General features: G+C 74.1%; 26 protein-coding genes, 1 tRNA gene and 1 other RNA gene. 20 read left to right on the forward strand and 8 right to left on the reverse strand.

All coding sequences use genetic code 11. From position 1 onward, the window contains the following. Positions 1-115 precede the first annotated feature (115 nt). From DV701_RS01600 to DV701_RS01625, 6 genes are all read left to right on the forward strand, one after another. Positions 116-535: a DUF3052 domain-containing protein gene (locus DV701_RS01600; protein ID WP_114926797.1), complete on the forward strand. Its 420-nt coding sequence runs from the start codon at positions 116-118 to the stop codon at positions 533-535. Next, positions 532-1,035 (forward strand): redoxin domain-containing protein, encoded by a 504-nt coding sequence (locus DV701_RS01605; protein ID WP_228255159.1) that lies wholly within the window; start codon positions 532-534, stop codon positions 1,033-1,035. The genes DV701_RS01600 and DV701_RS01605 overlap by 4 nt, the downstream gene beginning before the upstream one ends. Positions 1,036-1,095: 60 nt before the next feature. After that, positions 1,096-1,168, forward strand: a tRNA-Val gene (locus DV701_RS01610). A gap of 1 nt (position 1,169) precedes the next feature. Continuing rightward, positions 1,170-2,063, forward strand: a complete 894-nt coding sequence (locus DV701_RS01615) for a Nif3-like dinuclear metal center hexameric protein (protein ID WP_114926798.1) — start codon at positions 1,170-1,172, stop codon at positions 2,061-2,063. Continuing rightward, positions 2,060-2,797, forward strand: a complete 738-nt coding sequence (locus DV701_RS01620; RefSeq protein ID WP_114926799.1) for a zinc ribbon domain-containing protein — start codon at positions 2,060-2,062, stop codon at positions 2,795-2,797. Before DV701_RS01615 ends, DV701_RS01620 begins: the two co-directional genes overlap by 4 nt. Next, a complete protein-coding gene (locus DV701_RS01625; protein WP_202863599.1) occupies positions 2,794-4,188 on the forward strand; it encodes a bifunctional RNase H/acid phosphatase in 1,395 nt (464 codons plus the stop codon). The genes DV701_RS01620 and DV701_RS01625 overlap by 4 nt, the downstream gene beginning before the upstream one ends. Before the next feature lie 53 nt (positions 4,189-4,241). Here DV701_RS01625 and DV701_RS01630 read toward each other — a convergent pair whose 3' ends face one another. Next, positions 4,242-4,991: a YaaA family protein gene (locus tag DV701_RS01630; protein WP_114930565.1), complete on the reverse strand. Its 750-nt coding sequence runs from the start codon at positions 4,989-4,991 to the stop codon at positions 4,242-4,244. A 43-nt stretch (positions 4,992-5,034) separates the two neighbouring features. Between DV701_RS01630 and DV701_RS01635 the strand changes: the two genes are divergently transcribed. After that, positions 5,035-6,489, forward strand: a complete 1,455-nt coding sequence (locus DV701_RS01635) for an RNB domain-containing ribonuclease (RefSeq protein WP_114926800.1) — start codon at positions 5,035-5,037, stop codon at positions 6,487-6,489. A gap of 6 nt (positions 6,490-6,495) precedes the next feature. Further along, on the forward strand, positions 6,496-7,287 hold the full coding sequence (locus tag DV701_RS01640; protein WP_114926801.1) for an HAD family hydrolase: 792 nt from the start codon (positions 6,496-6,498) through the stop codon (positions 7,285-7,287). A 90-nt stretch (positions 7,288-7,377) separates the two neighbouring features. Here DV701_RS01640 and rnpB read toward each other — a convergent pair. The 3 genes from rnpB to DV701_RS01655 all read right to left on the reverse strand — a co-directional run bounded on the left by rnpB (position 7,378) and on the right by DV701_RS01655 (position 8,973). Next, an RNA gene (gene rnpB / locus DV701_RS01645) (RNase P RNA component class A) lies at positions 7,378-7,757 on the reverse strand. Between the two features lie 14 nt (positions 7,758-7,771). Continuing rightward, positions 7,772-8,317 (reverse strand): nitroreductase family deazaflavin-dependent oxidoreductase, encoded by a 546-nt coding sequence (locus DV701_RS01650; protein WP_202863600.1) that lies wholly within the window; start codon positions 8,315-8,317, stop codon positions 7,772-7,774. After that, positions 8,314-8,973: an MBL fold metallo-hydrolase gene (locus DV701_RS01655; protein ID WP_114926802.1), complete on the reverse strand. Its 660-nt coding sequence runs from the start codon at positions 8,971-8,973 to the stop codon at positions 8,314-8,316. Before DV701_RS01655 ends, DV701_RS01650 begins: the two co-directional genes overlap by 4 nt. A gap of 95 nt (positions 8,974-9,068) precedes the next feature. Here DV701_RS01655 and DV701_RS01660 point away from each other — a divergent pair, with 95 nt between their 5' ends. Then, the gene (locus DV701_RS01660) at positions 9,069-10,526 is read left to right on the forward strand and encodes a GuaB1 family IMP dehydrogenase-related protein (RefSeq protein ID WP_202863601.1); all 1,458 of its coding nucleotides are present in this window, start codon (positions 9,069-9,071) and stop codon (positions 10,524-10,526) included. 7 nt (positions 10,527-10,533) lie between these two features. Here DV701_RS01660 and ppgK read toward each other — a convergent pair whose 3' ends face one another. Together ppgK and map are read right to left on the reverse strand one after the other, a co-directional pair. Beyond that, positions 10,534-11,295 carry a polyphosphate--glucose phosphotransferase gene (gene ppgK / locus DV701_RS01665; protein ID WP_114926803.1) on the reverse strand — a complete coding sequence of 254 codons (762 nt, stop codon included), beginning with the start codon at positions 11,293-11,295 and terminating at the stop codon, positions 10,534-10,536. Between the two features lie 36 nt (positions 11,296-11,331). After that, positions 11,332-12,192, reverse strand: a complete 861-nt coding sequence (gene map / locus DV701_RS01670; RefSeq protein ID WP_114926804.1) for a type I methionyl aminopeptidase — start codon at positions 12,190-12,192, stop codon at positions 11,332-11,334. Positions 12,193-12,262: 70 nt separating this feature from the next. On the opposite strand from map, the gene DV701_RS01675 reads away from it, so the two are divergent. Genes DV701_RS01675 through DV701_RS01705 form a run of 7 tightly spaced genes read left to right on the forward strand, consistent with a single transcriptional unit; the run spans position 12,263 to position 19,665 of the window. Further along, positions 12,263-12,502, forward strand: coding sequence for a methionine aminopeptidase (locus DV701_RS01675; RefSeq protein ID WP_114926805.1), 240 nt, complete (start codon positions 12,263-12,265; stop codon positions 12,500-12,502). 19 nt (positions 12,503-12,521) lie between these two features. Then, positions 12,522-12,926, forward strand: coding sequence for an MGMT family protein (locus DV701_RS01680; protein WP_114926806.1), 405 nt, complete (start codon positions 12,522-12,524; stop codon positions 12,924-12,926). Continuing rightward, positions 12,923-14,251, forward strand: coding sequence for a glutamine synthetase family protein (locus tag DV701_RS01685; RefSeq protein ID WP_114926807.1), 1,329 nt, complete (start codon positions 12,923-12,925; stop codon positions 14,249-14,251). The genes DV701_RS01680 and DV701_RS01685 overlap by 4 nt, the downstream gene beginning before the upstream one ends. 10 nt (positions 14,252-14,261) lie before the next feature. Beyond that, complete coding sequence (locus tag DV701_RS01690) at positions 14,262-17,441, forward strand: bifunctional [glutamine synthetase] adenylyltransferase/[glutamine synthetase]-adenylyl-L-tyrosine phosphorylase (RefSeq protein WP_114926808.1); 3,180 nt, start codon at positions 14,262-14,264, stop codon at positions 17,439-17,441. A gap of 9 nt (positions 17,442-17,450) precedes the next feature. After that, positions 17,451-18,113: a hypothetical protein gene (locus tag DV701_RS01695; protein WP_114926809.1), complete on the forward strand. Its 663-nt coding sequence runs from the start codon at positions 17,451-17,453 to the stop codon at positions 18,111-18,113. Beyond that, entirely contained in the window at positions 18,110-18,880 is a 771-nt protein-coding gene (locus tag DV701_RS01700; protein ID WP_228255160.1) for a HisA/HisF-related TIM barrel protein, read from the forward strand. The genes DV701_RS01695 and DV701_RS01700 overlap by 4 nt, the downstream gene beginning before the upstream one ends. After that, positions 18,877-19,665, forward strand: a complete 789-nt coding sequence (locus DV701_RS01705; RefSeq protein ID WP_114926810.1) for an SseB family protein — start codon at positions 18,877-18,879, stop codon at positions 19,663-19,665. The genes DV701_RS01700 and DV701_RS01705 overlap by 4 nt, the downstream gene beginning before the upstream one ends. A gap of 144 nt (positions 19,666-19,809) precedes the next feature. Here DV701_RS01705 and DV701_RS01710 read toward each other — a convergent pair whose 3' ends face one another. Together DV701_RS01710 and DV701_RS01715 are read right to left on the reverse strand one after the other, a co-directional pair. Further along, positions 19,810-21,396, reverse strand: a complete 1,587-nt coding sequence (locus tag DV701_RS01710; RefSeq protein ID WP_114926811.1) for a catalase — start codon at positions 21,394-21,396, stop codon at positions 19,810-19,812. Next, complete coding sequence (locus DV701_RS01715) at positions 21,393-21,926, reverse strand: Fur family transcriptional regulator (protein ID WP_114926812.1); 534 nt, start codon at positions 21,924-21,926, stop codon at positions 21,393-21,395. Before DV701_RS01715 ends, DV701_RS01710 begins: the two co-directional genes overlap by 4 nt. A gap of 208 nt (positions 21,927-22,134) precedes the next feature. Here DV701_RS01715 and DV701_RS01720 point away from each other — a divergent pair, with 208 nt between their 5' ends. The 4 genes from DV701_RS01720 (at position 22,135) to rplT (ending at position 24,369) form a co-directional block, all read left to right on the forward strand. Next, positions 22,135-22,716 carry a winged helix-turn-helix domain-containing protein gene (locus DV701_RS01720; RefSeq protein ID WP_114926813.1) on the forward strand — a complete coding sequence of 194 codons (582 nt, stop codon included), beginning with the start codon at positions 22,135-22,137 and terminating at the stop codon, positions 22,714-22,716. A gap of 253 nt (positions 22,717-22,969) precedes the next feature. Beyond that, positions 22,970-23,671, forward strand: a complete 702-nt coding sequence (gene infC, locus DV701_RS01725; RefSeq protein ID WP_228255161.1) for a translation initiation factor IF-3 — start codon at positions 22,970-22,972, stop codon at positions 23,669-23,671. A gap of 66 nt (positions 23,672-23,737) precedes the next feature. Then, positions 23,738-23,932 carry a 50S ribosomal protein L35 gene (gene rpmI / locus DV701_RS01730; RefSeq protein ID WP_022920816.1) on the forward strand — a complete coding sequence of 65 codons (195 nt, stop codon included), beginning with the start codon at positions 23,738-23,740 and terminating at the stop codon, positions 23,930-23,932. A gap of 50 nt (positions 23,933-23,982) precedes the next feature. Next, complete coding sequence (gene rplT, locus DV701_RS01735; protein ID WP_114926815.1) at positions 23,983-24,369, forward strand: 50S ribosomal protein L20; 387 nt, start codon at positions 23,983-23,985, stop codon at positions 24,367-24,369. Positions 24,370-24,392: the final 23 nt, after the last annotated feature.

Raw genomic sequence — 24,392 nt, forward strand, 5'->3', positions numbered from 1 at the left:
TTTCCGAACGTACGGTGACTCGCCTCAGTCTGTCATGAAGGCTCACCCGTCGGAGGGGCCGGTCTTTACAACAGGGCGCCCCTCTAGTTGGCTGGTGGCCACCATGGAGAGCGACATGACAAAGGATGTGGACGTGGACGACGGCCCGCCGGCCGTGCCGGTGCAGCGACTGGGCTTCGCGCCCGGGCAGATCGTGGTCGAGTACGGCTTCGACGACGACGTGGACGAGGAGCTGCGCCGCGCCGTCGAGGCCGTGGTGGGAAGCCCGCTGGAGGACGAGGACTACGACGGCATCGTCGACGTCGTCCTGCTCTGGTGGCGGGACGGCGACGGCGACCTCGCCGATGAGCTCGTGGACACCGTCACCACGCTCGACGACGGAGGCTTCGTCGCGCTCCTGACACCCGGCGCCGGCCGCGACGACCGGGTCGAGGCGCATGACGTCCAGGAGGCGTGCGCCACCTGCTCGCTGACCGCCTCCGGCGGGGTGGCCCTGGGCGGGTGGCTGGGCCAGCGGCTGGTCGGCCGCAGGTGAACGGACCCGACGCGCAGGACCCGCGACCGACGCCCCTGCCCGGCCCGCCGCGCGTCGGGGACCGGGCGCCGTACCTCGCGCTGCCGGACCAGCACGGCGAGGTGGTGACGCTCGCGGACGCCGTCCACGAGCGTGCCGCGCTGCTCGTCTTCTTCCCCTTCGCCTTCTCCCCGATCTGCACCGGCGAGCTGCTGGAGGTGCAGCTCGACATCGACCGGTTCGCCAACGACCGGGTCCAGGTGCACGGCATCTCCTGCGACCCCGTGCGCTCGCTGCGCGCGTGGGCGGCCCGGGAGGGCTACCGCTTCCCGCTGCTGTCCGACTTCTGGCCGCACGGCGAGACGTCGAGGGCCTACGGGGTCTTCGACGAGCGGGAGGGGCGGCCCGGGCGCGGCACCTTCCTGGTCGACACGGACCTGACGGTGCGCTGGACGCTCGTCCACGGGCCCGACGACGAACGTCCTGTCGGCCTGCTGCACGAGGCCGTGCGGGCGCTGTAGCACCGCCGCGCCCGCCGGCGTCCTGAGCAGGGTCGCGGGGCTGGCACAATGGTCGGCCCAGGGCCTGTAGCTCAGTTGGTAGAGCGCCGCGTTTACACCGCGTAGGTCGTCGGTTCGAGCCCGGCCGGGCCCACGTGGACAACGACACAGCAGGACGCACGGGGGCGATCTCGGCAGCGGCGGGGCCCGATCCGTCGCTGGGGGAGGTGGTGGCGGTGCTCGAGGAGCTCTACCCGCCGGAGAGCGCCCAGTCGTGGGACCGGGTCGGCCTCGTCGCGGGCGACCCCGCCCAGCCCGTCAGGACGATCCTGCTCGCCGTCGACCCGACCCTGGAGGTGATCGCCGAGGCGGCAGCGGCGGGAGCCGACCTGATCATCACCCACCACCCCCTCCTCCTGCGGGGCATCCACTCCGTCGCCACGACGACCGCCAAGGGCGCGGCGGTGACCGACCTCCTCGTCAACGACATCGCGCTCTTCTGCGCGCACACCAACGCCGACGTGGCCGACCCCGGGGTCGGCCACGCCCTCGCGGCGGCCTGCGGGCTGGGGGAGACCGAGGCGCTGCAAGTCACCGAGGACCAGGAGCTGGGGCGGGTGGGCGAGCTCCCGGAGCCGGTCACGCTCGCCGAGCTGGCCACGCGCCTGCAGGCCGCACTGCCGCCGGCCCCGGTCGGCGTGCGTGTCAGCGGGCCGGCCGACGCGACCGTCCGGCGCGTGGCCGTGCTCGGCGGCGCCGGCGACTCCGCCTTCGACGCCGTCCGCAGCAGCGGCGCCGACGTCTACGTCACCGCGGACCTGCGCCACCATCCCGCGCTCGAGGCGCGGGAGGAGGCCCGGGGCGCGAGGCCCTACCTGATCGACGCCGGGCACTGGGCGAGCGAGTGGCTGTGGCTCCCGCAGCTGCGCGCGACCCTCGCCGCGCACCTGCCGGATAGCGTGAGCCTCGAGATCTCTACCGTGCGCACCGACCCCTGGGACTTCGTGGTCGGCGCGCAACCACCCCACGACGCAGGAGGTAGCCGATGAAGGCAGCACCCCAGATGCAGGCGCGGCTCCTCGAGCTGCTTGCCATCGACACCCGCCTGGACCAGCTGGACCACCGGATCCGCACGCTGCCCGAGCTGGTCGACATCGCCAGGATGGAGGGGGAGGCGGCCGACCTGGAGGCCGAGGTGGTGCGTGCCCAGACCGTCCTGTCGGACCTGGAGCGGGAGGTCGCCCGCGCCGAGGCCGCGGTCCAGCAGGTGCGCGACCGCACCGAGCGCAACCAGAAACGGCTCGACTCGGGTGCGGGGTCGGCCAAGGACCTGCAGGGTATGCAGCACGAGCTGCAGTCCCTCGCCCGCAGGCAGACGGTGCTCGAGGACGAGGAGCTGGAGGTGATGGAGCGGGTCGAGGAGGCGCAGGGCGAGGCGGACGAGGCCCGGCTCCGGCTCTCCGGCCACGCGACGCGGCTCGAGGAGCTGCGCGCCGCCCGCGACGAGAAGACCGCCACCACGACGGCCGAGCGCGAGGAGGTGGCCGGCGGCCGGGACGCCGTCGTGGCCGACCTCTCGGAGGAGCTGCTCGCGCTCTACGAGCGGGTGCGCGCGCACAGCGGGTCGGGTGCGGCGGCCCTGGTGCAGCGCCGTTGCGACGGGTGCCGGCTCGAGCTCAACGCGGTGGACCTGTCCCGGATCCGTTCGGCGGACGAGGACGAGGTGCTGCGCTGCGAGGAGTGCGGCCGGATCCTCGTTCGGACCGCGGAGTCCGGCCTGTGAGCCTGCGCCGGGCCCTGGTCGTCGAGGCCGACGGGGGCTCGCGCGGCAACCCCGGCGTGGCCGGCTACGGAGCCCTCGTCCGGGACGCCCGGACCGGGGAGCTGCTCGCCGAGCGGGCCGAGCCGCTGGGCAAGGCGTCCAACAACGTGGCGGAGTACAGCGGTCTCCTCGCCGGGCTGCAGGCGGTCCTGGACCTCGGCCTGGCCGACGACGCCGCGGTCGAGGTGCGGATGGACTCCAAGCTCGTCGTCGAGCAGATGTCCGGGCGCTGGAAGGTCAAGCACGAGGACATGCGGCGGCTCGCGCTGGACGCGCGCCGGCTCGTCGACGAGGTGCAGCGGCGAGGCGGGAGCGTCGAGCTGGTCTGGGTCCCTCGAGAGCGCAACAAGGCCGCCGACGCGCTGTCCAACGTCGCGATGGACGGCCGGTCGGTCTCGCGCGACCACCTCGCCCCGGCGGGCGCGACGGAGCCGGAGGACCCTGCGGACACCGCCGAGCCGGAGCAGGACCCGTGGGCGCTGCTCGAGGTCGACGAGGCCGACGGGCAGGGGGACGGCGGGGCCCCGGCGGACGGGGGCGGCCCTCATGCCTCGGAGATGCCCGAGGGCCTCGATCCGGCCCGGCCGACCTTCGGCGTGGGGCGGGTCCCGCTCAGCGACGTCTACGTCTCCGACGAGACGGTGCCCACCCTGGAGGGGGAGACGAGGCTCGTCCTGGTGCGGCACGGCGTGACGGACTTCACCCAGCAGCACCTGCTCGACGGGCGCGGCGGGGCCGACCCCTCCCTCAACGCCACCGGGATGGCACAGGCGCGGGCCGCCGCGGTGGCCGTACGACGGCTCGTCGAGCGCTCCGAGCAGGGGCCGCTGAGCGTGGTCTCGTCCTCGCTGCAGCGGGCCCGGCAGACCGGCCAGGCGATCGCCGACCACCTCGGCGTGACCCGCGAGGAGGACCGGGACTGGGACGAGCAGGGGTTCGGCGAGTGGGACGGCGTGGCCATGCCGGACCTCGTGCGTGAGCACGGGGAGGACCTGCTGCGGCTGCGCAACGACGCCGACTTCGCACCCCCCGGCGGTGAGAACCGGCACGAGCTCGACGCTCGCGTGGGTCGGGCGCTGGCGCGCGCGATCGCCCGTGGAGGCACCGTCGTCGTCGCCACCCACCGGGTGGTCCTCATGTCGGTCCTCGGACGGATGCTGGGGGTGGACCACGGCCGTGCCTGGTCGATCGCCACCGCGCCGGCCTCGCTGACGGCGATCGAGGTCTGGCCGGACGGCGGCGCACAGGTCGCGTTCGTCAACGACACGCACCACCTCTACGACCCGGCGTTCGACGAGGTCGCCGGGGCGACGGTGATCCTCGACGGCGGCCCGGGCCGGCGCACCCGCTGAACGGCGGGGTCGGGGCGGGCGCGGCCCCGGCACGGGGCGTCCGGCCGGACACCTCAGGCGGGCTGCACGTCCAGCACCCACGGCCGGCCGGCGCGCGCCGGCGGGTGGAGCTCCGCGTCGAAGCCCTGGCTCGCGAGCAGGTCGACCAGCGCCTCCGGTCTGCGCGGGTCGTCGGCCACCCGGCACAGCGCCCGGGCCACCAGGCCGCGCGTGTGCTTGGCCATGTGCGTCGCGCCGGGCACCTGCACGGTGACCCACCGGTGCGCGAGAGCGCCCTGCGGCACCCAGGCGGCGGCATACGTGCTGGACCGGCAGTCGACCACCAGGCCGCGCCCCACCGCGGAGGGGAGCACCTCCTCCAGGTGGGGTCGCCAGGCGGTGGACAGCGGCCCGACGCCAGGCAGGTTGACCGCCATCGAGAGCCGGTAGGGGGCCAGCCGGTCCGTCATGCGCACCGCGCCGTAGAGCGCCGAGACGACCACCAGCCGTCGGCTGGCGCGCCGGGACGCGGCAGCGTCGAGCCAGGCGAGGTCGAGCGCGTCGTAGAGCACGCCCGTGTAGAGGTCGCGCGCCGGCAGCGTCGGCGCCGTCAGCAGGCGCGTGTTGCGGGCGACCTCCTCGGTGAGGTTCGGGCTGACCCCGAGGACCTGCGCGGCGTCCGGGCGGGCGCTGACCGCCGCCAGCGCCTCCGCCACGCGGGCACGCTGCGGTGCCAGCGAGGGCCAGGACAGGGTCCCGGGACGCAGGGCGGCGCCCCTGGCGCGCGTCGCCTTGGACTCGGACGGGGGCAGCAGAACCAGCACGTCAGGAAGGGTAGGCGACGTCCCGGCACGTAGGGTGACCACCATGGTGCAGCGATCGAGGAAGCTGACGAGGGCCACCTCGCAGACCGAGCGGGGCCGCCTCCTGGAGGAGGCGTTCGAGCGGGCGAGGCAGGAGCAGGAGGTGCGCGAGACGTTCCCCCCGGCCGCCCTGGAGGAGGTCGCGCGGGCGATCGCCGACCCGCACCTGCCCGAGCGCGACGAGACCGCCCTGGAGCTGGTCACCATCGACCCGCCCGGCTCGATGGACCTGGACCAGGCGATGCACATCGAGCGGGCCGGTGCGGGCTACCGGGTGCGCTACGCCATCGCCGACGTGCCGGCCTTCGTCACGCCCGGCGGCGCCCTCGACGCCGAGGTGCGGCTGCGGGGCATGACCGTCTACTGCCCCGACGAGCGGGTGCCGCTGCACCCGACGCAGCTGAGCGAGGGCGCGGCCAGCCTGCTGCCCGACGAGGTGCGCCCCGCCTACGTCTGGGACATGCGGCTGACCGCCGAGGGCGTGCGCGACACCGCCGAGCTCTACCGGGCCATGGTGCGCTCGCGGCGCCGCTACACCTACGAGGAGGTCCAGGAACAGGTCGACGCTGGCGGGGCGGAGGAGACGCTCCTGCTGCTCAAGGAGGTGGGCGAGCTGCGTGTGCGACGCGAGGTCGAGCGGGGCGGCGCCAGCCTGCCGATGCCCGAGCAGGAGGTCGAGGTCGACGAGGAAGGACGCTACCGGCTCCGGCTGCGCCCGCTGCTGCCGGCGGAGGACTGGAACGCCCAGATCTCGCTGCTCACCGGCATGGTGGCCGCCCGGATCATGCTCGACGGAGGCATCGGTGTGCTGCGCACGATGCCCGCACCCGACGATGGGGCGGTGGCGCGCTTCCGGCGCGAGGCGAGGGCGCTGGGCGCGGAGTGGCCCCGGGGCGTGGCCTACGGCGAGTTCCTGCGCAGCCTGGACACGACCGCGCCGAGCCACCTGGCCGTCGTGGACGCGGCCACGCGACTGTTCCGGGGCGCCGGCTACACGGCCTTCGACGGGGAGCTGCCGCCCGAGGGTGCACGGTCCCAGGCGGCCATCGCGGCCCCCTACGCGCACGTCACGGCACCGCTGCGGCGGCTCGTGGACCGCTTCGGCCTCGCCGTCTGCGCGGCGCTGACCTCCGGCACGGAGGTGCCGACCTGGGCGCGCGAGGCGCTGCCGCTGCTGCCCGACCTCATGGACGAGGCCGACGACCGGGTGCGCGCCGTGGAGCGAGCCTGCGTCAGCGCGGTGGAGGCCGCGGTCCTGGTGGACCGGGTCGGGCAGCAGCTGCCGGGCGTGGTGGTCGACGGGCTGCGCGACGGCGTGCTCGTCCAGCTGACCGACCCGCCGGTGTCCGGGGCCGCCAGGGGCACGGCCAGGATCGGCACCGAGGTGCTCGTGGAGGTCGTCTCGGCCGACGTGGTCGAGAGCCGCTTCGAGCTGCGGATCGTCGACGAGAGGCCCTGAGCGAGCATGGACCTGCCCCGCGTCGTGGCCACCGACCTGGACGGCACCCTGCTGCGCACCGACGGCCACGTGTCCGGCTACACCCGGGAGGTGCTGGGCGAGGTGGAGGCCGCCGGGATCACGGTCGTGCTCGTCACCGCGCGACCGCCGCGGTGGATGCACGAGCTGGAGGAGCTGGGCGTGCACGCCGTCGCCCTCTGCGGTAACGGCGCCTTCACCTACGACGTCGCGGCGCGCAGGGTGGTCGGGCACCGGCTCCTGGGGCCCGAGGTGCTGGCGGCCCTGCTGGCCGACCTGCGCGACGGCATACCCGGGATCCTGCTCGCGACCGAGGGCGTCGAGGGACCGGCCGCGGAGACCGGGTGGGAGCTCGACGACCACCCGGGGGAATGGGTCCTGGGTCCCTGGCAGGAGCTGGCCGGACGACCCGTGGGCAAGCTGCTGGTGCGGCACGCGGAGCTGAGCACCGAGGTGCTGACCGATCGCGTGGCGGGGATCGTCGGCGACCGCGCCGAGGTGTCCCACTCCGGTGCGGTACGGATGACCGAGATCGGGCCGCCCGGCGTGACGAAGGCGGTCGCCCTGGGGCAGTGGTGCGACGAGCAGGAGCCCGCGGTGGACGCAGGCGAGGTCTGGGCGTTCGGCGACATGCCCAACGACCTGCCGATGCTCACCTGGGCCGGGCGGTCCTTCGCCGTGGCCAACGCCCACCCGGACGTCGTGGCGGCGGCCACGGACCTCGTGCCGAGCAACGACGACGACGGCGTCGCCCGGACCCTGGCGGCCCTGCTCGGCTGACGGCAGGCCGCCGGGTCCAGGTCGGTGGTGATGACGGTGCCCGCCGGCACGACGACGTCCGCGCGGACGGTGACGCCCGAGGTAGGTATGTGGATGAGCCGGCCGGTACGCCGGGTTCTGTGCCTCCGCGCCGTCACCGGCACTGCGGAGGTGGCGACCATCCATCTAGGACGGCCGTTGCCGACCGTCTCCAGCGACCTACCCGTGCGCTCGGGCGGGCAGCCCTCGAGCGCGCACTGTCTGGTCTTGCTCCCGGTGGGGTTTGCCTAGCCACGCCAGTCACCTGGCGTGCTGGTGGTCTCTTACACCACCCTTTCACCCTTACCCGCCGTCAGGACGGCGGGCGGTCTGCTCTCTGTGGCACTGTCCCGCGGGTCGCCCCGGGTGGCTGTTAGCCACCACCGTGCCCTGAGGAGCCCGGACGTTCCTCGGCGGACCCGGAGGTCCGACGCGGCCGCCTGGCCGACTCATCCACGCAGCCATCCTACCGGCGGTGCGCGCCCGCGCCGTCCGTGGGCTGCTCCAGGACCAGGTCCACCACGGGCAGGAACTCGCCGTAGGTCCGCCCGGCCGGCAGGTGCTGGCGCATCGTGCGCTCCAGGACCTGCCACCCGCGGGGATGGCGGGCCGCGTAGTCGGCCAGGACGGCCGCCACCTGCTCCTGAGGCAGCCGGCGTGCGGTGGCGGCCGCGTGCCGCAGCCTGCCGGTGCTCACCCGGCAGCGGGGGTCGGCCTGGAGGTTGCGGAACCACTGGGACCGGGGTCCGAGCCCGGAGACCACCCGGTAGGACGCGGGCGTCGGTCGGTCGACGACCTCCAGGCACACCTCGCGCACCTGCCCCGAGGAGCGGCCCAGGTGCTCCAGCATCAGCAGCCGCTGACCGAGCAGCCACCCCAGGCCGTGCCGGTAGAACCACAGCGGCGACCGCGCCAGGCGACGGTCGTGCAGGAAGCGCGAGCCCGCCCTGCCGGCGACCTCCAGCAGCCGGTCGCCGAGTCCCGCCGGACCCGCGGGGGACGGGTCCCTCACAGGTCGGTCGCCCCCGCATCGCGCAGGTCCAGGACCTCGATCCCACCCTCCGCCCCGAAGCCGCCGATGTGGGTGAGGTAGATCTTCCTGCCGACCTCGGCGAGCAGCCCGTCGTGGATCGGCACCACGCCGCGTGCCGGGGCGACGCGCCGGACGAACTCGACGGTCTCGGCCACCTTGCCCCACGGCGCGTTGACCGGCACGCAGAGCAGGTCGACCTCACCCGGCGCGGCGTCCAGCGCGTCGCCGGGGTGGAAGAGCGTCGGCTCGCCCTCGGCGACCAGCACCACGCCGACGTTGCCCACGCGGTCCACGTAGGGGTGGATCTGCGCGTGCACGGCGCCGACCGGGCGCACCGTCAGCCCGCCGAGCCCGAGCTGCTGGCCCTGCTCCATCCGCTCGGTGCGGGCGCCGAGCCCCTCCCTGGCGAGCGCCTCGGCGGTCTGCGGCTCGACGAGGACCCGGGCGGCCGGGTTGGCGCGCAGCAGGGCCGGGACCTGGGCCGGGTCGCAGTGGTCGGCATGCTGGTGGGTGATGACGACCGCCGTGAGGTCGCGGACGTCGGCGACGTCGGCGAGGTTGCCGGGGTCGATGAGGACGCGCTGGTCGGCGACCTCGACGAGGAGGCACGCGTGGCCGAGGTGGGTGAGCTGCATACCCCGACCGTATGCCGCCTGCGCACCGCCCGCCAGAGGGTCCGGACGGGCGGCGGCTGGGTGCGGCCGCGGACACCCACGTACGCTGGGCGCCCGTGGAGTTCCTCAACGGCATGCGGCCCGGGCACGACCTGACCTACGACGACGTCTTCATGGTGCCCTCGCGCTCGAGCGTGACCTCTCGCCTGGACGTCGACCTGCGCACCCCCGACGGGGTCGGCACCACGATCCCGGTCGTGGTGGCCAACATGACAGCGGTCGCCGGCCGGCGGATGGCGGAGACGGTGGCGCGCCGCGGCGGGATCGCCGTCCTGCCCCAGGACATCCCGCTGCCGGAGGTCCGCAAGACGGTCGAGCGGGTGAGGTCGAGCCACCCCGTCTACGAGACGCCGATCGTCGTCGAGCGCTCCGCCCCCGTGGCCCAGCTGCTCTCGGTCATGCACAAGCGGGCGCACCGGGCGGCGGTCGTGGTCGAGGCGGGCCGCCCGATCGGCGTGGTCACCGAGGCCGACACACAGGGCGTGGACCGCTTCGCCTCCGCCGGCCACGTGATGGAGGAGCCCCGCGTCGTGCTCGAGGAGGGCGTCGACCTGCGCGAGGCGTTCGACCTGATGGAGGAGGCCCACGCCGGGCTGGCCCCTGTCGTGGCCGGCGGGCTGCTGCGCGGCATCGTCACCCGGACCGGGCTGCTGCGCTCGGCGATCTACGCCCCGGCCCTGGACGCCGAGGGGCGGCTGTGCGTCGGTGCGGCGGTCGGGATCAACGGCGACGTGCCGGGCAAGGCGGCCGAGCTGCTCTCCTACGGCGTCGACGTGCTCGTCGTGGACACGGCCCACGGCCACCAGGACAAGATGCTCCACGCGCTGCCGCAGGTGGTCACCGCCCGCGACGCCCACGAGGCCGCGACCGGCCGTCGGGTCCCCGTCGTCGCGGGCAACGTCGTCTCCCGCGCCGGCGTGGAGGACCTCGTCGCCGCCGGGGCCGACGTCGTCAAGGTCGGCGTCGGGCCGGGGGCGATGTGCACCACCCGGATGATGACCGGCGTCGGCCGGCCGCAGTTCTCCGCCGTGCTCGAGTGCGCGGAGGCGGCGCGCGAGAGCGGTGCGCAGGTGTGGGCGGACGGCGGCGTGAAGTATCCGCGCGACGTCGCCCTGGCGCTCGCCGCCGGCGCAGCCTCGGTCATGGTGGGGTCGTGGTTCGCCGGGACCCTCGAGTCGCCCGGCGACCTCATGCGCGACGCCGACGGCCGCTCCTACAAGGAGTCCTTCGGGATGGCCTCGGCCCGCGCGGTGAAGAACCGGACCAGGGACCTGTCCGCCTTCGAGCGGGCCCGCTCCTCGCTCTTCGAGGAGGGCATCTCCTCGGGCCGCATGTTCCTCGACCCGCACCGGCCCGGCGTCGAGGACCTGCTCGACCAGATCGTCTCGGGCGTGCGCAGCGCCTTCACCTACGCCGGCGCCCGGTCGATCGGCGAGTTCCACACCCGCGCGGTGGTCGGGATCCAGGGGGCGGCGGGCTACGAGGAGGGCAGGCCGCGGCACACCTCCTGGTGAGGCCGGCTCAGCCTTCCTCGTCCAGCGCGTACCAGGCGGCGCCCACGATGCCGGCGCTGTTCCTCAGCTGCGCCGGCACGATGCGGGCGCGCAGGTCGAGGCGGGGGAGGAACTTCTCGGCGTCCTTGGACACGCCGCCGCCCACGATCAGCAGGTCGGGGGAGAAGAGCTTCTCGATCGTGGAGTAGTAGACCTGCAGGCGCTCGGCCCACTCCTTCCAGGAGAGGTCCTCCTCGGTCTTGACGCTGCTGGCCGCGCGCGTCTCCGCGTCGTGACCGTCGATCTCCAGGTGCCCCAGCTCGGTGTTGGGCACGAGGATCCCGTCGACGAAGAGGGCCGAGCCGATGCCGGTGCCCAGCGTGGTGAGGAGCACGACGCCCTTCTCGTCCAGGCCCGCGCCGTAGTGCATCTCGGCGACGCCGGCGGCGTCCGCGTCGTTGACCACGTGCACCGGCCGGTCCAGCGCCTCGGTGAACATCGCGTCGGCGTCGGTGCCGATCCATCCCTTGTCGATGTTGGCCGCGGACTCCACGACCCCGGCGCGCACGACGGCCGGGATGGTGATGCCGACCGGCGAGCCGGGCGCGACGCTCCCGGAGAAGTGCTCCACGATCTGGGCGACGACCTCGACGACGTCACCCGGGGCCGCGCCCTTCGGGGTGTCGATCCGCTTGCGCTTCTCGGCGAGCTCGCCCTTGTCGAGGTCGACCGGGGCACCCTTGATGCCGCTGCCGCCGATGTCGATGCCGAGGATGTGCTTCGCTGCCATGGGTGACAGGGTATGCGGTGCCAGCGCCCTCGCGCGTCAGGGCAGGGTGAGGATCTCGGCGCCGGAGTCGGTGATGAGGATCGTGTGCTCGAACTGCGCCGACGGGCGTCCGTCGGCGGTCAGGACGGTCCACCCGTCGTCCCACTCGACCCATTCGTGGGTGCCCAGGTTGAGCATCGGCTCGATGGTGAAGGTCATGCCGGGCTCGATGAGCGTGTCGTAGGCGGGGGCGGCGTCGTAGTGGGGGACGACCAGCCCGGAGTGGAAGGCCTCACCGACGCCGTGACCGGTGAAGTCGCGCACCACGCCGTAGCCGAAGCGCCGCGCGTAGCTCTCGATGACCCGCCCGATGACGTTGATCTCCCGGCCCGGACGTGCCGCGCGGATCCCTCGCAGGAGCGCCTCGTGCGTCCGCTCCACCAGCAGCCTGGTCTCCTCGGCGACGTCGCCGCACAGGAAGGTGGCGTTGTTGTCGCCGTGCACGCCACCGAGGTAGGCGGTGACGTCGATGTTGCAGATGTCGCCGTCCTGCAGCTCCCGGTCGTCGGGGATGCCGTGGCAGACCACCTCGTTGACCGAGGTGCACAGCGACTTGGGGTAGCCGCGGTAGCCCAGCGTCGAGGGGTAGGCGCCGTGGTCGAGGAGGAACTCGTGCCCGACCCGGTCGATCTCGTCGGTGGTCACGCCCGGACGCACCAGCTGTCCGCAGACCTGCAGCGCCTGGGCCGCCACCCGGGAGGCCACCCTGATGCGCTCGACCGTCTCGGCGTCCTTGATCTCCGACCCGGTGAAGGGCGCGGGCGCGGGGCGGTCGACGTACTCCGGCCGGGAGATCGAGGCGGGCACGGGACGGCGCGGGCTCACGGTCCCCCGGGCGAGAGGTGCGGTGGTCGACATAGGGTGGATTCTAGGTCGTGCGGCTGCGCGGCCAGGACCCAGCAGGACCCAGCACGAGAGGCAGGCAGGCATGGCCGCGCAGTACTGGTTCAACACCCGCACCCGCCAGGTCGAGGCGGGCGACGACCCCGAGCGGGCCCGCAGCAACGACCTGCTCGGTCCCTACGACACCCAGGAGGAGGCCTCGCGCGCGCTGGAGATCGCGGCCGCACGCACGGAGGCCTGGGACGAGGAGGAGCGCGCCGACGACGAGTGGCGCACCGGAGACCCGCAGGCCTCGGACTGGGACAGCAACCCGCTCAACGACTGACGCCGCCGGCGGACACGCCATGGACGAGGTCCTCGTGGAGCGCGTCCTGCGCGCCGTGGAGCAGGTGCCGCCGGGCCGGGTGGTCTCCTACGGCGACCTCGCCGCGCTGGTGGGCACCGGTCCGCGGCAGGTCGGCGCGGTGATGCGCCACTGGGGCGCCGAGGTCACCTGGTGGCGGGTCACCAGCCACGCGGGGGACCTGCGCGCCGACCTGCTCGCCCGGGCGCGGCCGCACTGGGACCAGGAGGGCATCGAGGTCAGGCCGGACGGGCGGGGCTGCCCGATCGCGGTCTACCGGGCCGACCTGGTCCGGCTGGGAGCCGACTACGCCGGTGCGGTGGCCGACCTCGAGGACGCAGGGTCGGGGACACGCTCGCCCGCACCGGAGGACCATGCCGGTGATGCGGCAGGATGGGCGACATGAACCGCCAGCAGGAGTACGTCCTCCGCACCATCGAGGAGAGGGACCTGCGCTTCGTCCGGCTGTGGTTCACCGACCTCCTGGGCACCCTGAAGTCGGTGGCGGTCGCCCCGGCCGAGCTGGAGCAGGCGTTCACCGAGGGCATCGGCTTCGACGGCAGCGTCATCGAGGGCTTCACCCGCGTCTACGAGGCGGACATGGTCGTCCAGCCCGACGCGGACACCTTCCAGGTGCTGCCCTGGCGCGAGCGCACCGCGCGGATGTTCTGCGACATCCACATGCCCGACGGGACGCCGGCGCAGACCGACTCCCGGCACATCCTGCGGCGCGCGCTGGACTCGGCGGCCCAGGAGGGCTTCACCTTCTACACCCACCCCGAGATCGAGTTCTACCTGTTCAAGGAGCCCTACGACCCGACCGTGGGGCCGGTCCCGGTGGACCAGGCCGGCTACTTCGACCACGTGGCCCGCGGCGACGGCCACGACTTCCGGCGGGCGGCCATCGAGATGCTGGAGCAGATGGGCATCTCGGTGGAGTTCAGCCACCACGAGGGCGGGCCGGGGCAGCAGGAGATCGACCTGCGCTACGCCGACGCGCTGTCGATGGCGGACAACATCATGACCTTCCGCACGGTCGTGCGCGAGGTCGCGCTGCAGGAGCGCGCCTTCGCCACCTTCATGCCCAAGCCGCTGGCCCAGCACCCCGGCTCCGGCATGCACACCCACCTCTCGCTCTTCGAGGGCGACACCAACGCCTTCTACGAGCCGGGGGCCCCCTACGAGCTGTCCCAGACCGGGCGCCGCTTCATGGCCGGCGTGCTCGCGCACAGCCGCGAGATCAGCGCGGTCACCAACCAGTGGGTCAACTCCTACAAGCGGCTGTGGGGCGGGGGCGAGGCGCCGGCCTACGTCTGCTGGGGGCACAACAACCGGTCCGCGCTGGCCCGGGTGCCGATGTACTCCATCGGCAAGGGCCACTCCCGGCGTGTCGAGGTCCGCTCGATCGACGCCGCCTGCAACCCCTACCTCACCTACGCGGTCGTGCTGGCCTCGGGGCTGCGCGGGATCCGCGAGGGCTACGACCTGCCGGTCGAGGCCGAGGACGACGTGTGGGCGCTCACCGACGCCGAGCGCCGGGCGCTGGGCATCGACCCCCTCCCGCAGAGCCTCGGGGAGGCGGTCGCGGTGATGGAGGGCTCGGACCTGGTCGCCGAGGTGCTCGGGGAGCAGGTGTTCGACTTCTACCTGCGCAACAAGTGGCAGGAGTGGGGCGACTACCGCTCGCAGGTCACCCGCTTCGAGCTCGACCGCTACCTGCTCCGCCTCTAGGGGGTATGGCGTGAGCCAGGACCCCCGGGGCGCGCACCCCGGGCGCAGCACGGGTGGGGGCGGCCGCGCCGGCGGCGGGACCGGACGGCTGGTCCGGGCCGGGCTGACCGACACCGGCCGGGCGGCGGGGCACCTGCAGGAGGTGGAGGCCCGCGCGGGCGACCTGGACACGGTCTCGCTGCTCGCCGACCTGGGCCTGGTCGCCGACCCGGACGGTGCGCTGCTCATGCTCGTGCGCCTGCTCGACCCGTCCGCGACCGGGCGCGACGGACGGCCCGCGGCCGCGCACGTGCTCCCGGTGCTGCGCGGCGGTGGCGACCCCCGCCGCCGGCTGCTCGCCCTGCTCGGCGGATCGGTCGCCCTCGGTGACCACCTGCTGCGCCACCCGGAGCACGTCGGCGTGGTGGCCGAGGGGCGCCCGCCCGAGCCGGAGCAGGTGGTCGAGGCGGTCCGCGGGCACAGCGGCCGCGAGGGCGCGGAGGCGCTGCGCGTCGCCTACCGGCGCGAGCTGCTGCGCGTGGCCACGGCCGATCTGACCAGCGAGGACCCGGTCGCGCTCATGCCGCAGGTGGGAGCGGCCCTGGCAGACCTGGCCGCGGCCGCGCTGCGGGGTGCGCTGCTCCTGGCGCGGGCCGACACTGAAGGGGAGGAGACGTGCGACCTGGCCGTGGTCGCCATGGGCAAGACCGGCGGCCGGGAGCTCAACTACGTCAGCGACGTCGACGTGATCTTCCTCGCGGCGCCGCGCGACGACCACGAGGAGGAGGCCGCGCTGGGCGTCGGGGCCGCGCTGGCCAGCGCGGTCATCCGGATCTGCGGGCAGAGCACCGCCGAAGGGGCGCTGTGGCAGGTGGACGCCGCGCTGCGGCCCGAGGGCAGGCGTGGCCCGCTGGTGCGCAGCCTGGAGTCGCACAAGGAGTACTACCGCCGCTGGGCCAAGACCTGGGAGTTCCAGGCGCTGCTCAAGGCGCGGCACGTGGCGGGGGAGGAGCACCTGACCCAGGAGTGGCTGGACGTCGTGCGCCCCATGGTGTGGGACGCGTCCGGGCGAGAGCACTTCGTCGACGACGTCCAGGCGATGCGCCGCCGGGTCGAGGACAACGTCCGCGCCGAGGAGGCCGACCGCCAGCTCAAGCTGGGACCCGGCGGGCTGCGCGACATCGAGTTCAGCGTGCAGCTGCTCCAGCTCGTGCACGGCCGGGCCGACGACGAGCTGCGCTCGGGCACCACCCTGGAGGCACTGGCCGCGCTGCGCGACGGCGGCTACGTCGGCCGCGACGACGCCAGGGTGCTGGACGAGGCCTACCGGCTGCTGCGCTGCCTGGAGCACCGGGTCCAGCTGCACCGCATGCGCCGCACCCACCTGATGCCCACCGCTCCTGCCGAGCTGCGCCAGCTCGGGCGGGCCATGGGGGAGCGCGGCGACGCGCAGACCGCGGTGGTGCAGCGCTGGCGCGCGGTCCAGCGGGACGTGCGGCGCCTGCACGAGCGGCTCTTCTACCGCCCGCTGCTCAGTGCCGTCGCGCGGCTGTCGACGGAGGAGGCGCGGTTGTCGCCGGAGGCGGCGCGTGCCCGTCTGGCCGCGCTGGGCTTCCGCGACCCGGCCGGCGCCATGCGGCACATCGGCTCCCTCACCGACGGCCTCAGCCGCCGGGCCACGATCCAGCGCCACCTGCTGCCGGTCATGCTCTCCTGGTTCGCCGACGGCGCGGACCCGGACGCCGGCCTGCTCGCCTTCCGCCAGATCAGCGACGCCCTGGGCACCACGCACTGGTACCTCGGCATGCTCCGCGACGAGGGCAGCGCCGCCCAGCGGCTCGCCGGTGTCCTCGCCTCGAGCCGGTATGCCGTGGACCTCCTCCTGCGCTCGCCGGGGACGGTGTCGGTGCTGGGCGACCAGACCGGCCAGGGACCCCCGGACCGGGCCGCCCTCGTCACCCGGATGTCGGCCGCCGCCGAGCGGCAGGAGCGGGCCGAGGAGGCCTTCCTCGCGGTGCGCGGGGTCCGGGCCCGCGAGCTGGTCAGGGTCGTGCTGGGCCACCTTGTCGGGGGCTGGACCGATGACCAGGTGCGCGCCGCGCTGACCGACCTCACCGAGGCCTATCTCGAGGCCGCCCTGCGCGTGGCCCGGGCCCGGGTGCTGGCCCGGCGCGAGGAGGAGCCGGCGGCAGTCGTGGTCGTCGTCGGCATGGGCCGGCTCGGTGGACGCGAGATGGGCTACGCCAGCGACGCGGACGTCATGTACGTCTACGACCCGCTCCCGGGGGCGACGCCGGAGCTGGCCGGCGAGCAGGCGGCCGACGTCCTGGGCGAGCTGCGCCGGGGCCTCGCCGGCAGCGAGGGCCCCGACCCGGTCCTGGAGCTCGACGCCGACCTGCGTCCCGAGGGCCGCAGCGGTCCGCTCGTGCGCAGCCTCGAGGCCTACCGGGCCTACTACGCGCGCTGGTCGGCCGGCTGGGAGTCCCAGGCGCTGCTGAGGGCCCGGCCCGTCGCCGGGGACGAGGCCCTGGCCGCCGCGTTCACCGAGCTCGTCGAGCCGCTGCGCTGGCCCGAGGACGGGATCAGCGACCACGCCGTGCACGAGATCCGCAGGCTCAAGGCCAGGGTGGAGGCCGAGCGCCTGCCGCGCGGCGCCGATCCGCGCACCCACCTCAAGCTCGGCCGCGGGGGGCTCTCCGACGTCGAGTGGGTGGTCCAGCTCCTCCAGCTGCAGCACGCGCACGCGCTGCCCGCGCTCCAGACCACCAGCACGCTGCAGGCGCTCGCCGGCCTCGTCGACGCGGGCCTGGTGCGGGCGGAGGATGCGACCCAGCTCGAGCACGCGTGGCGTCTGGCCTCCCGGATCCGCGGCGCGGGCGTGGTGTGGCGAGGCCGCGCGGTCGACTCGGTGCCCAGCAGCCTGCGGGACGCCGAGGGTGTCTCCCGGGTGATGGGCCGACCCCCGGGACGCGGGACCGACCTGGCCGAGGAGTGGCGGCGCGCCGGGCGGCACGCGCGGGCGGTCGTCGAGCGGCTCTTCTACGGCGAGGCCGGTGCCCTTCCGACGAGGGCGACGGAGCCGGCGGTCCGGGGCCGGCAACGGCTGCCGGGCCGCGCGGCGGGGTTCCGGCGGGCCGCCACCGGCCCACCGCCGTCGCCGCGACGCTTCCCTCGGCCGCGCCCCGGCGACGGCCCGGCGCGGCCCTCGTAGGATGTCCGGGTGACCAGCCCCGCCGACCCCGCGAGCCCGCGCACCGTGCCTGCGCGGAGCGTCTCCAGGGGCCTGCTTCTCCTGGCCGGCGCCCCCACCGAGGTCGCGGACTGGGCCGCGCGCAGCGTGGTCCCGCTGTTCCTGGTGCCCACCGGCGAGTGGACCGGGGCGACCGTGGCGGGGGACTCCCGGGTCGCGGCACCCTACGACGACGCGGCGACCGTGCTGGCCGCCCGGCCGGTGCCGGGGCGGGCCGGGCCCGCCCTGGGCTTCTTCCAGATCGAGGGTCGGGCCGTCCTCACCGTGCACGCCTACGGCCGCCGACGTGGCCCCGGCTGGGTCGTCTGGGAGCCGGACGCCGGCCTGCTGCGCCCGCCGGGCCTCCAGCTCGCCGGCCCGGCCGAGATCGTGAGGGTCGCCGGGGCCGCGCCGGAGGTGCGCGACGAGCTCGTCGACCTGCTCCACGAGACCCGTGCCCGCCCTCTCGTGATGCTGCAGGCCGTGCTCGCCACCCTCGGCCTTCCGCTGGCCCGTCTCCTGGAAGACCCGGCGGCCGCAGGGTCGCTCGAGGGCGTGACCCGGCACGAGCCGCGTCCGCGCGAGGTGGGCTGGTTCGAGGACGCGGTCGCCGACGGGGTCCGGCTGCGCCGCGAGCTCGGCGTGCTGCAGTGAGCGCTCCTTACGGCGGTGGCGCGCGACCAACGGCCCCGGGGCACGGGACCCTCGACGGGCGTGCCGTCATACCGACCCTGCTGGCGGCGGTGGACGTCGCCGGCGGGCGGGCGGTGCAGGTCGTCGACGGCGACGACGACCCGCTGAGGGTGGCGCTGGGCTGGGTGGCGCAGGGCGCCCGCTGGATCCACCTGGTCGACCTCGACCGGGCCTACCGCCGCGGCTCGGACCTGCCGCTGCTGACCCACCTCGTCGCCGCGCTGCCCGTGCCGGTGCAGCTCTCCGGCGGGCTCGACCGCCCCGAGGTGGTCGACCAGGCCCTCGCCACCGGTGCCCGCCGGATCAACCTCGCCGTCACCGCGCTGCGCGACCCGGGATGGGTGGCCGGGCTGCTCCGCGAGCACGGGGACCGCGTCGCGGTCGGCATCGACGTGCTCGGGGACCGGGTCGTGGCCCGCGGCTCGGGCGAGGACCTCGGTCCGGTGCAGGAGGTCGTGGCCACCGCCCGAGCAGCCTTCCTCGACGAGCGGCCCGGCGCCTACGTGGTCGCCGACGCCAGGCGCGACGGCCGGCGCACCGGGGCCGACCTGCGGCTGTTCCGCGGCCTCGTCGAGGCGCTGGGGGCGCCCGTCGTCGCCTCCGGCGGCGTCGCCACGCTGGCGGACCTCGTCGCGCTGCGCACCGTGGGGGTCTCCGGCATCGTGCTGGGCTCGGCGCTCTACCATCGTGCCTTCACCCTGACCGAGGCGCTGGAGGTGCTCGGATGACGCACCGCTTCAGCGGCCACGACCCGGCGGACGGGCACGACACGGCCGGCGTCCCCTGGCGCAGGCGCACGCTCACCGGGACCGGTTTCGACGGCGACACCGGGCAGGCCGACGCCACGCTCGCCCGGCTTCTGGGGGAGATCGCCGACGGGGACAGCCCCGACCCCGACCCGGCCGAGCTCGTCGCAGCCGTCTCGCGCGCCCGGCTGGTCGTGGGCATCGTCGCGGTGCCCGGGGAGATCGACGACTCCAGCGGCATCCCCGCCGACGCGTCCAGCGACATGGCCTCGGTCACCCTCGTGGCCCCGGACGGGCAGCGTGCGCTGCCGGCGTTCACCAGCACCGCGGCGCTGGCCGAATGGAACGACCGGGCCAGACCCGTGCCCGTCACCGCCCAGCGCGCGGCCCTCGCGGCCGTCCAGGAGGGGTGCGAGGTGATCCCCCTCGACCTGTCCGCCCCGCCCGGACCGCCGGCCTACACGCTGCGACCGTCGATGGTGTGGGCGCTGGCCACGGCCCGGCCGTGGGTGGCCGCGCACGAGGACGCGCACGTCGCCGCCGCCGTCGCGGCCGCCGTCGCGCCTGAACCGGCGGTCGACGCCCACGAGCTGGAGCCCGGTGCCACCGACCCCCAGGCCCTTCAGGTCTGCCTGGCGCTGCGGCCCGGCCTCAACCAGGACCAGGTGCAGTCCCTGGTCACGCGGGTGGGGGAGCGGATCGCCGCCGACGGCGAGGCTCGGGCGCGCATCGACGCCCTCGCCTTCCGCCTGCGTCCGGCCGGCTGAGCGCCGAGGCCCGCGCGCGGCGCGCAAGCACCTCGCCGACCTCGGGCGCACCGCCCGTCCCGTCCGGACGGCAGCGGCCCCGCACCGGGGTCCGGTGCGGGGCCGCCGGGTGAGGTGCGCGAGGCGCGCCACCGCATACCCGGGTCAGCGGTCGCCGGCCACCCTGTCGTCCTCCTGCTCACGCAGGGAGCTGGCGGACCCGGTGTCCTCGTGCGTGACCCCCGGGACGGTCACCTCGATCTGGGCCTTGGCGGCCGCCTCGATCCGCTCGCCGACCTCCTGGTCGATGTTGCGCCAGTACTCGTAGACCCTCTCGCGGATCTGCGGCTCCACGTCCGGCATCATCCCGGCCACCGTCTGCACCAGGCGTTCGCGGACAGTGTCGTCGTAGACCTCGCGCACCAGGGTGCCCGGCTGGCCGAAGTCGTCGTCGTCGGCGCGCAGGTCGTAGGCCTGGCGCACCAGCTCGCCGTCGGCCTCCCAGCCGTTCTCCACCGGCCCGACCTCGTCGGACCAGGGGCGACCGTAGGAGTTCGTCACGTAGGTCGGCTGGCTGCCGGAGTGCAGGTAGGCCATCGGACCGTCGAACTGGTAGGCGTTGACGCGGACCTTGGGCTGGTTGACCGGCAGGTGGGTGAAGTTGGCGCCGATGCGGTGCCGCTGGGCGTCCGGGTAGGAGAACACGCGCGCCAGCAGCATCTTGTCCGGCGAGACGCCGGTGCCGGGGACCTGGTTGGACGGGCTGAACGCGGCCTGCTCGATCTGGGCGAACCAGTTCTGCGGGTTGCGGTTCAGCGTCATCCTGCCCACCGTGTGCAGCGGGTAGTCCGCGTGCGGCCAGACCTTGGTCAGGTCGAACGGGTTGTAGCGGTAGGTCTTGGCCTCCTCGTAGGGCATGACCTGGACCTTGAGGGTCCAGCTGGGGTGCTCGCCCCGCTGGATCGCCTCGAAGAGGTCGCGGCGGTGGAAGTCCGCGTCGCTGCCTGCCAGCTCGGTGGCCTCCTCGTTGGTGAGGTTCTCCACGCCCTGGTCGCTGTGCCAGTGGTACTTGACGAAGAAGCGCTCGCCCTCGGCGTTGACCCACATGTAGGTGTGCGAGCCGTAGCCGTTCATGTGTCGCCAGGTCTTGGGCAGACCGCGGTCGCCCATGAGGTAGGAGACCTGGTGGGCGGTCTCGGGGTTGTGGGTCCAGAAGTCCCACTGCATGTTCGGCGAGCGCAGGCCGCTGTCGGGCAGTCGGCGCTGGGAACGGATGAAGTTGGGGAACTTCATCGCGTCGCGGACGAAGAAGATCGGCGTGTTGTTGCCGACGATATCCAGGTTGCCCTCCTCGCTGTAGAGGCGCACCGAGAAGCCGCGGACGTCCCGCCAGGTGTCGGGGGAGCCCTGCTCCCCGGCGACGGTGGAGAAGCGCACGAGCACCTCGCTGGAGGCCCCCGGCGCGAAGGCGGCGGCCTTGGTCCAGGCGGAGACGTCCTCGGAGACCTCGAAGACGCCGAACGCGCCCGAGCCCTTGGCGTGGGGCAGCCGCTCCGGGACCTTCTCCCGGTGGAAGCTGGCGAGGTTCTCCACGAGGGCGACGTCGTGCAGCAGCAGCGGGCCGTTGGCACCCACGGACAGGCTGTTGCGGTCGGAGTCGTTGGGGGCGCCGTTGCTCAGGGTCGAGCCGGCGGGGGCGGCACCGTCCGCGCCGTGCTCGGCGTTGACGTAGCCAGGTTGGGTGTCGGTCATTCCTTCTCCTTCTTCTCGGTCTTCCTCGGGGTCTGCTCGTGGGGGTCCTGCTCGCGGGTCGTCCCCGGGCCGTCGGCCGCCCGGCAGGCGGCGCACCGGCCCCAGAAGATCACCTCGGCCTCGTCGACCGCGAAGCCGGCCGCCTCGGGCCGGGAGGCGTCGAGGCAGGGCGGGCTGCCGGTCGTGCAGGGGACGTCGCGGATCGTCCGGCACTCCCGGCACACCACGTGGTGGTGGTTGTCTCCGCGGTCGAGCTCGTAGCGGGCCGCGGACTGACCGGGCTGCAGGCGTCGCAGGAGACCGGCCGCGGTGAGCGCGGTCAGGACGTCGTAGACGCCCTGGACGGACACTCCCGCGGTGCGCTGCCGGGTGCGCTCCAGCACGGTGGAGACGTCCGCGTGCGGGTGCTCGGCCACGACGTCGAGCACCGTGAGACGCGGCACGGTCACGCGCAGGCCGACATCACGGAGGAGCTGCTCGGGGGCGGAGGCGGACCGTGCCGCACGCTGCCGCTCCGTCGTCCTGACCATGGCCTCATTGCAGCACGTTTTCTTGAACAGTTCAAATCTTTGGGCGGTGCACCCGCCCCTGGAGGCGCCGTGGAGGGCTCAGGTATGAGGGGGGCAAGGAGCAGGTAAGGACTTGGTCAAGAGCCTTGAGGGAGCCTGGATGCCGGGGTAGGTTGCGGAGGCGACGCCGGGGGACCTGCCTCCGGTCCGGGGGAGGTGAGTGACACAGATGGCGGTCCAGGTCTCGGACGACATGGGTGCCGGTGAGGAGGGGGAGGTGCTCAGCGGGGTCGGGGGCGCGGTGTCGCTCATCCCCGCCGTCGGTGCTGCGTCCGGAGCGCTGGTGGTGCTGATGTCCGCGTGCTCGGTGGAGGGGCTGCGCACGCTGGCCACCGCCTGGGCGGGCCCCGTCCTGGTCGTGGGGTCGGTGGAGGAGGCGCGCGCCGTGCTGGGGACGGCCGCTCCCGCGGACCGGACGACGGAGCCCGCGACCGGTCCCGGGCCCACCCTGCTGCTGGACGAGGACCGCCGGGTGGTGGGGGACGGACGCTCCGAGGTGCCGCTCACCCCGCTGGAGTTCGACTTCCTCGTGGCGCTCAGCTCCGACCCGGGGCGGCTGCGCACGTTCGAGGAGCTGCAGCACGAGGTCTGGGGGACACCGCACATCGGCGACGTCACCCAGGTGCACTCGCTGGTCAAGCGGCTGCGGCGCAAGCTCCGGCGGCTCGACCTGCCGGTCCGGCTGCAGGCGGTCCGCGGGATCGGGTTCCGGTTGGTCCGCCCGGCACGGCTGACCCCCGTCCGCCGCTGACGACGCCGGGATCACCCGGGGCGGTCTGCTACCATGGAGGACGACCAGCCGGGTGCTCCGCGTGCCCGGTGTGCAAGAGGGGCTCCTCGCTCCCACCCGCGCCGGCCTCCGGGTTGCCGGGTCTCCAGGTGGGTCCCGGTTCCGGCCGGGGCCGCGGTATGAGGTGGCGCGAGCCACGACATACCCGTCCGGCGGGTCTGGACGTCCTGGTGGTGAAGGCCTCTTGCGCACCTCGTGCCAGGAGGCCTTTCTGGTGCCCGGGTCACCACGACAGACGAAGGAGCAGCACATCAGCGAGCCTCGCATCAACGACCGCATCCGTGTTCCGGAGGTGCGGTTGGTAGGCCCCAACGGAGAGCAGGTCGGCATCGTGCGCGTCGAGGACGCGCTGCGGCTGGCTGCCGAGGCCGACCTCGACCTGGTCGAGGTCGCCCCGATGGCCCGCCCCCCGGTGGCCAAGCTCATGGACTACGGCAAGTACAAGTACGAAGCTGCGATGAAGGCGCGTGAGGCCCGGAAGAACCAGGTCAACACGATCATCAAGGAGATCAAGCTCCGCCCCAAGATCGACGCGCACGACTACGGCACCAAGAAGGGCCACGTCGAGCGCTTCCTCAAGGGCGGCGACAAGGTCAAGGTGACGATCATGTTCCGCGGCCGCGAGCAGTCGCGCCCCGAGCTGGGCTTCCGGCTGCTGCAGCGCCTCGCCGAGGACGTCGCCGAGCTGGGCCACATCGAGAGCCAGCCCAAGCAGGACGGCCGCAACATGGTCATGGTGATCGGACCGGCGAAGAAGAAGACGGCCGTGCGCCAGGAGAAGAAGCGCGACGCCGAGCGCGCCCGGAGCGGCGCGGACGAGACCGACGCCGACCACGACGAGACCCACGACGAGGTCGAGCTGACCGAGGACCGGACCGCTCAGGAGAGCACCGAGCAGACCACCGAGCAGGCCTGAGCGCCGGCCGGCCGGCTGCCCAGACACACCCCGCCCCCGGGCGCGAGCAACATAAGGAGATCGGCCATGCCGAAGATGAAGACCCACAGCGGAGCCAAGAAGCGCTTCCGCGTCACCGGCTCCGGCAAGGTGATGCGTCAGCGCGCGCGCCACGTCCACAAGTTCCAGGAGCGCCCGGCCCGCCAGGCCCGCCGCCTCGTGAACGACGTGGTGGTCGCCAAGTCCGACGTCCGCAAGGTGAAGAAGATGCTCGGCCTCTGAGCCGGCACCTTCTCCCACCCCTTCCCCAGCACTAGTACAAGGAGAATCACGTGGCACGCGTGAAGCGGGCGGTCAACGCCCACAAGAAGCGCCGGGTCGTCCTGGAGCGCGCCAGCGGCTACCGCGGGCAGCGCAGCAGGCTCTACCGCAAGGCCAAGGAGCAGGTCACCCACTCGCTGGTGTACAGCTACAACGACCGTCGCAAGCGCAAGGGTGACTTCCGTCGCCTGTGGATCCAGCGGATCAACGCCGGCGCCCGCGCCAACGGCATGACCTACAACCGCTTCGTGCAGGGCCTGAAGGCCGCCGGTGTGGAGGTGGACCGCCGGATGCTCGCCGAGCTCGCGGTCAGCGACGCAGCCGCGTTCACCGCGCTCGTGGAGCTGTCCCGCGCCAACGTCCCCGCGGACGGCGCCAAGGCCGAGTCCGCGGCCTGAGCCGCCGACGCGACCGGCCGCCT

The organism is Ornithinimicrobium avium, assembly GCF_003351765.1.
In the GTDB taxonomy this organism is placed as follows: Bacteria; Actinomycetota; Actinomycetes; order Actinomycetales; family Dermatophilaceae; genus Ornithinicoccus; species Ornithinicoccus avius.

Coding starts and splice junctions, on each gene's coding strand:
- DV701_RS01600 (WP_114926797.1), top strand. CDS start 116: ATGACAAAGGATGTGGACGTGGACGACGGCCCGCCGGCCGTGCCGGTG.
- DV701_RS01620 (WP_114926799.1), top strand. CDS start 2,060: ATGAAGGCAGCACCCCAGATGCAGGCGCGGCTCCTCGAGCTGCTTGCC.
- DV701_RS01635 (WP_114926800.1), top strand. CDS start 5,035: ATGGTGCAGCGATCGAGGAAGCTGACGAGGGCCACCTCGCAGACCGAG.
- DV701_RS01640 (WP_114926801.1), top strand. CDS start 6,496: ATGGACCTGCCCCGCGTCGTGGCCACCGACCTGGACGGCACCCTGCTG.
- DV701_RS01655 (WP_114926802.1), bottom strand. CDS start 8,973: ATGCAGCTCACCCACCTCGGCCACGCGTGCCTCCTCGTCGAGGTCGCC.
- ppgK (WP_114926803.1), bottom strand. CDS start 11,295: ATGGCAGCGAAGCACATCCTCGGCATCGACATCGGCGGCAGCGGCATC.
- map (WP_114926804.1), bottom strand. CDS start 12,192: ATGTCGACCACCGCACCTCTCGCCCGGGGGACCGTGAGCCCGCGCCGT.
- DV701_RS01675 (WP_114926805.1), top strand. CDS start 12,263: ATGGCCGCGCAGTACTGGTTCAACACCCGCACCCGCCAGGTCGAGGCG.
- DV701_RS01680 (WP_114926806.1), top strand. CDS start 12,522: ATGGACGAGGTCCTCGTGGAGCGCGTCCTGCGCGCCGTGGAGCAGGTG.
- DV701_RS01685 (WP_114926807.1), top strand. CDS start 12,923: ATGAACCGCCAGCAGGAGTACGTCCTCCGCACCATCGAGGAGAGGGAC.
- DV701_RS01705 (WP_114926810.1), top strand. CDS start 18,877: ATGACGCACCGCTTCAGCGGCCACGACCCGGCGGACGGGCACGACACG.
- DV701_RS01710 (WP_114926811.1), bottom strand. CDS start 21,396: ATGACCGACACCCAACCTGGCTACGTCAACGCCGAGCACGGCGCGGAC.
- DV701_RS01715 (WP_114926812.1), bottom strand. CDS start 21,926: ATGGTCAGGACGACGGAGCGGCAGCGTGCGGCACGGTCCGCCTCCGCC.
- DV701_RS01720 (WP_114926813.1), top strand. CDS start 22,135: ATGGCGGTCCAGGTCTCGGACGACATGGGTGCCGGTGAGGAGGGGGAG.
- rpmI (WP_022920816.1), top strand. CDS start 23,738: ATGCCGAAGATGAAGACCCACAGCGGAGCCAAGAAGCGCTTCCGCGTC.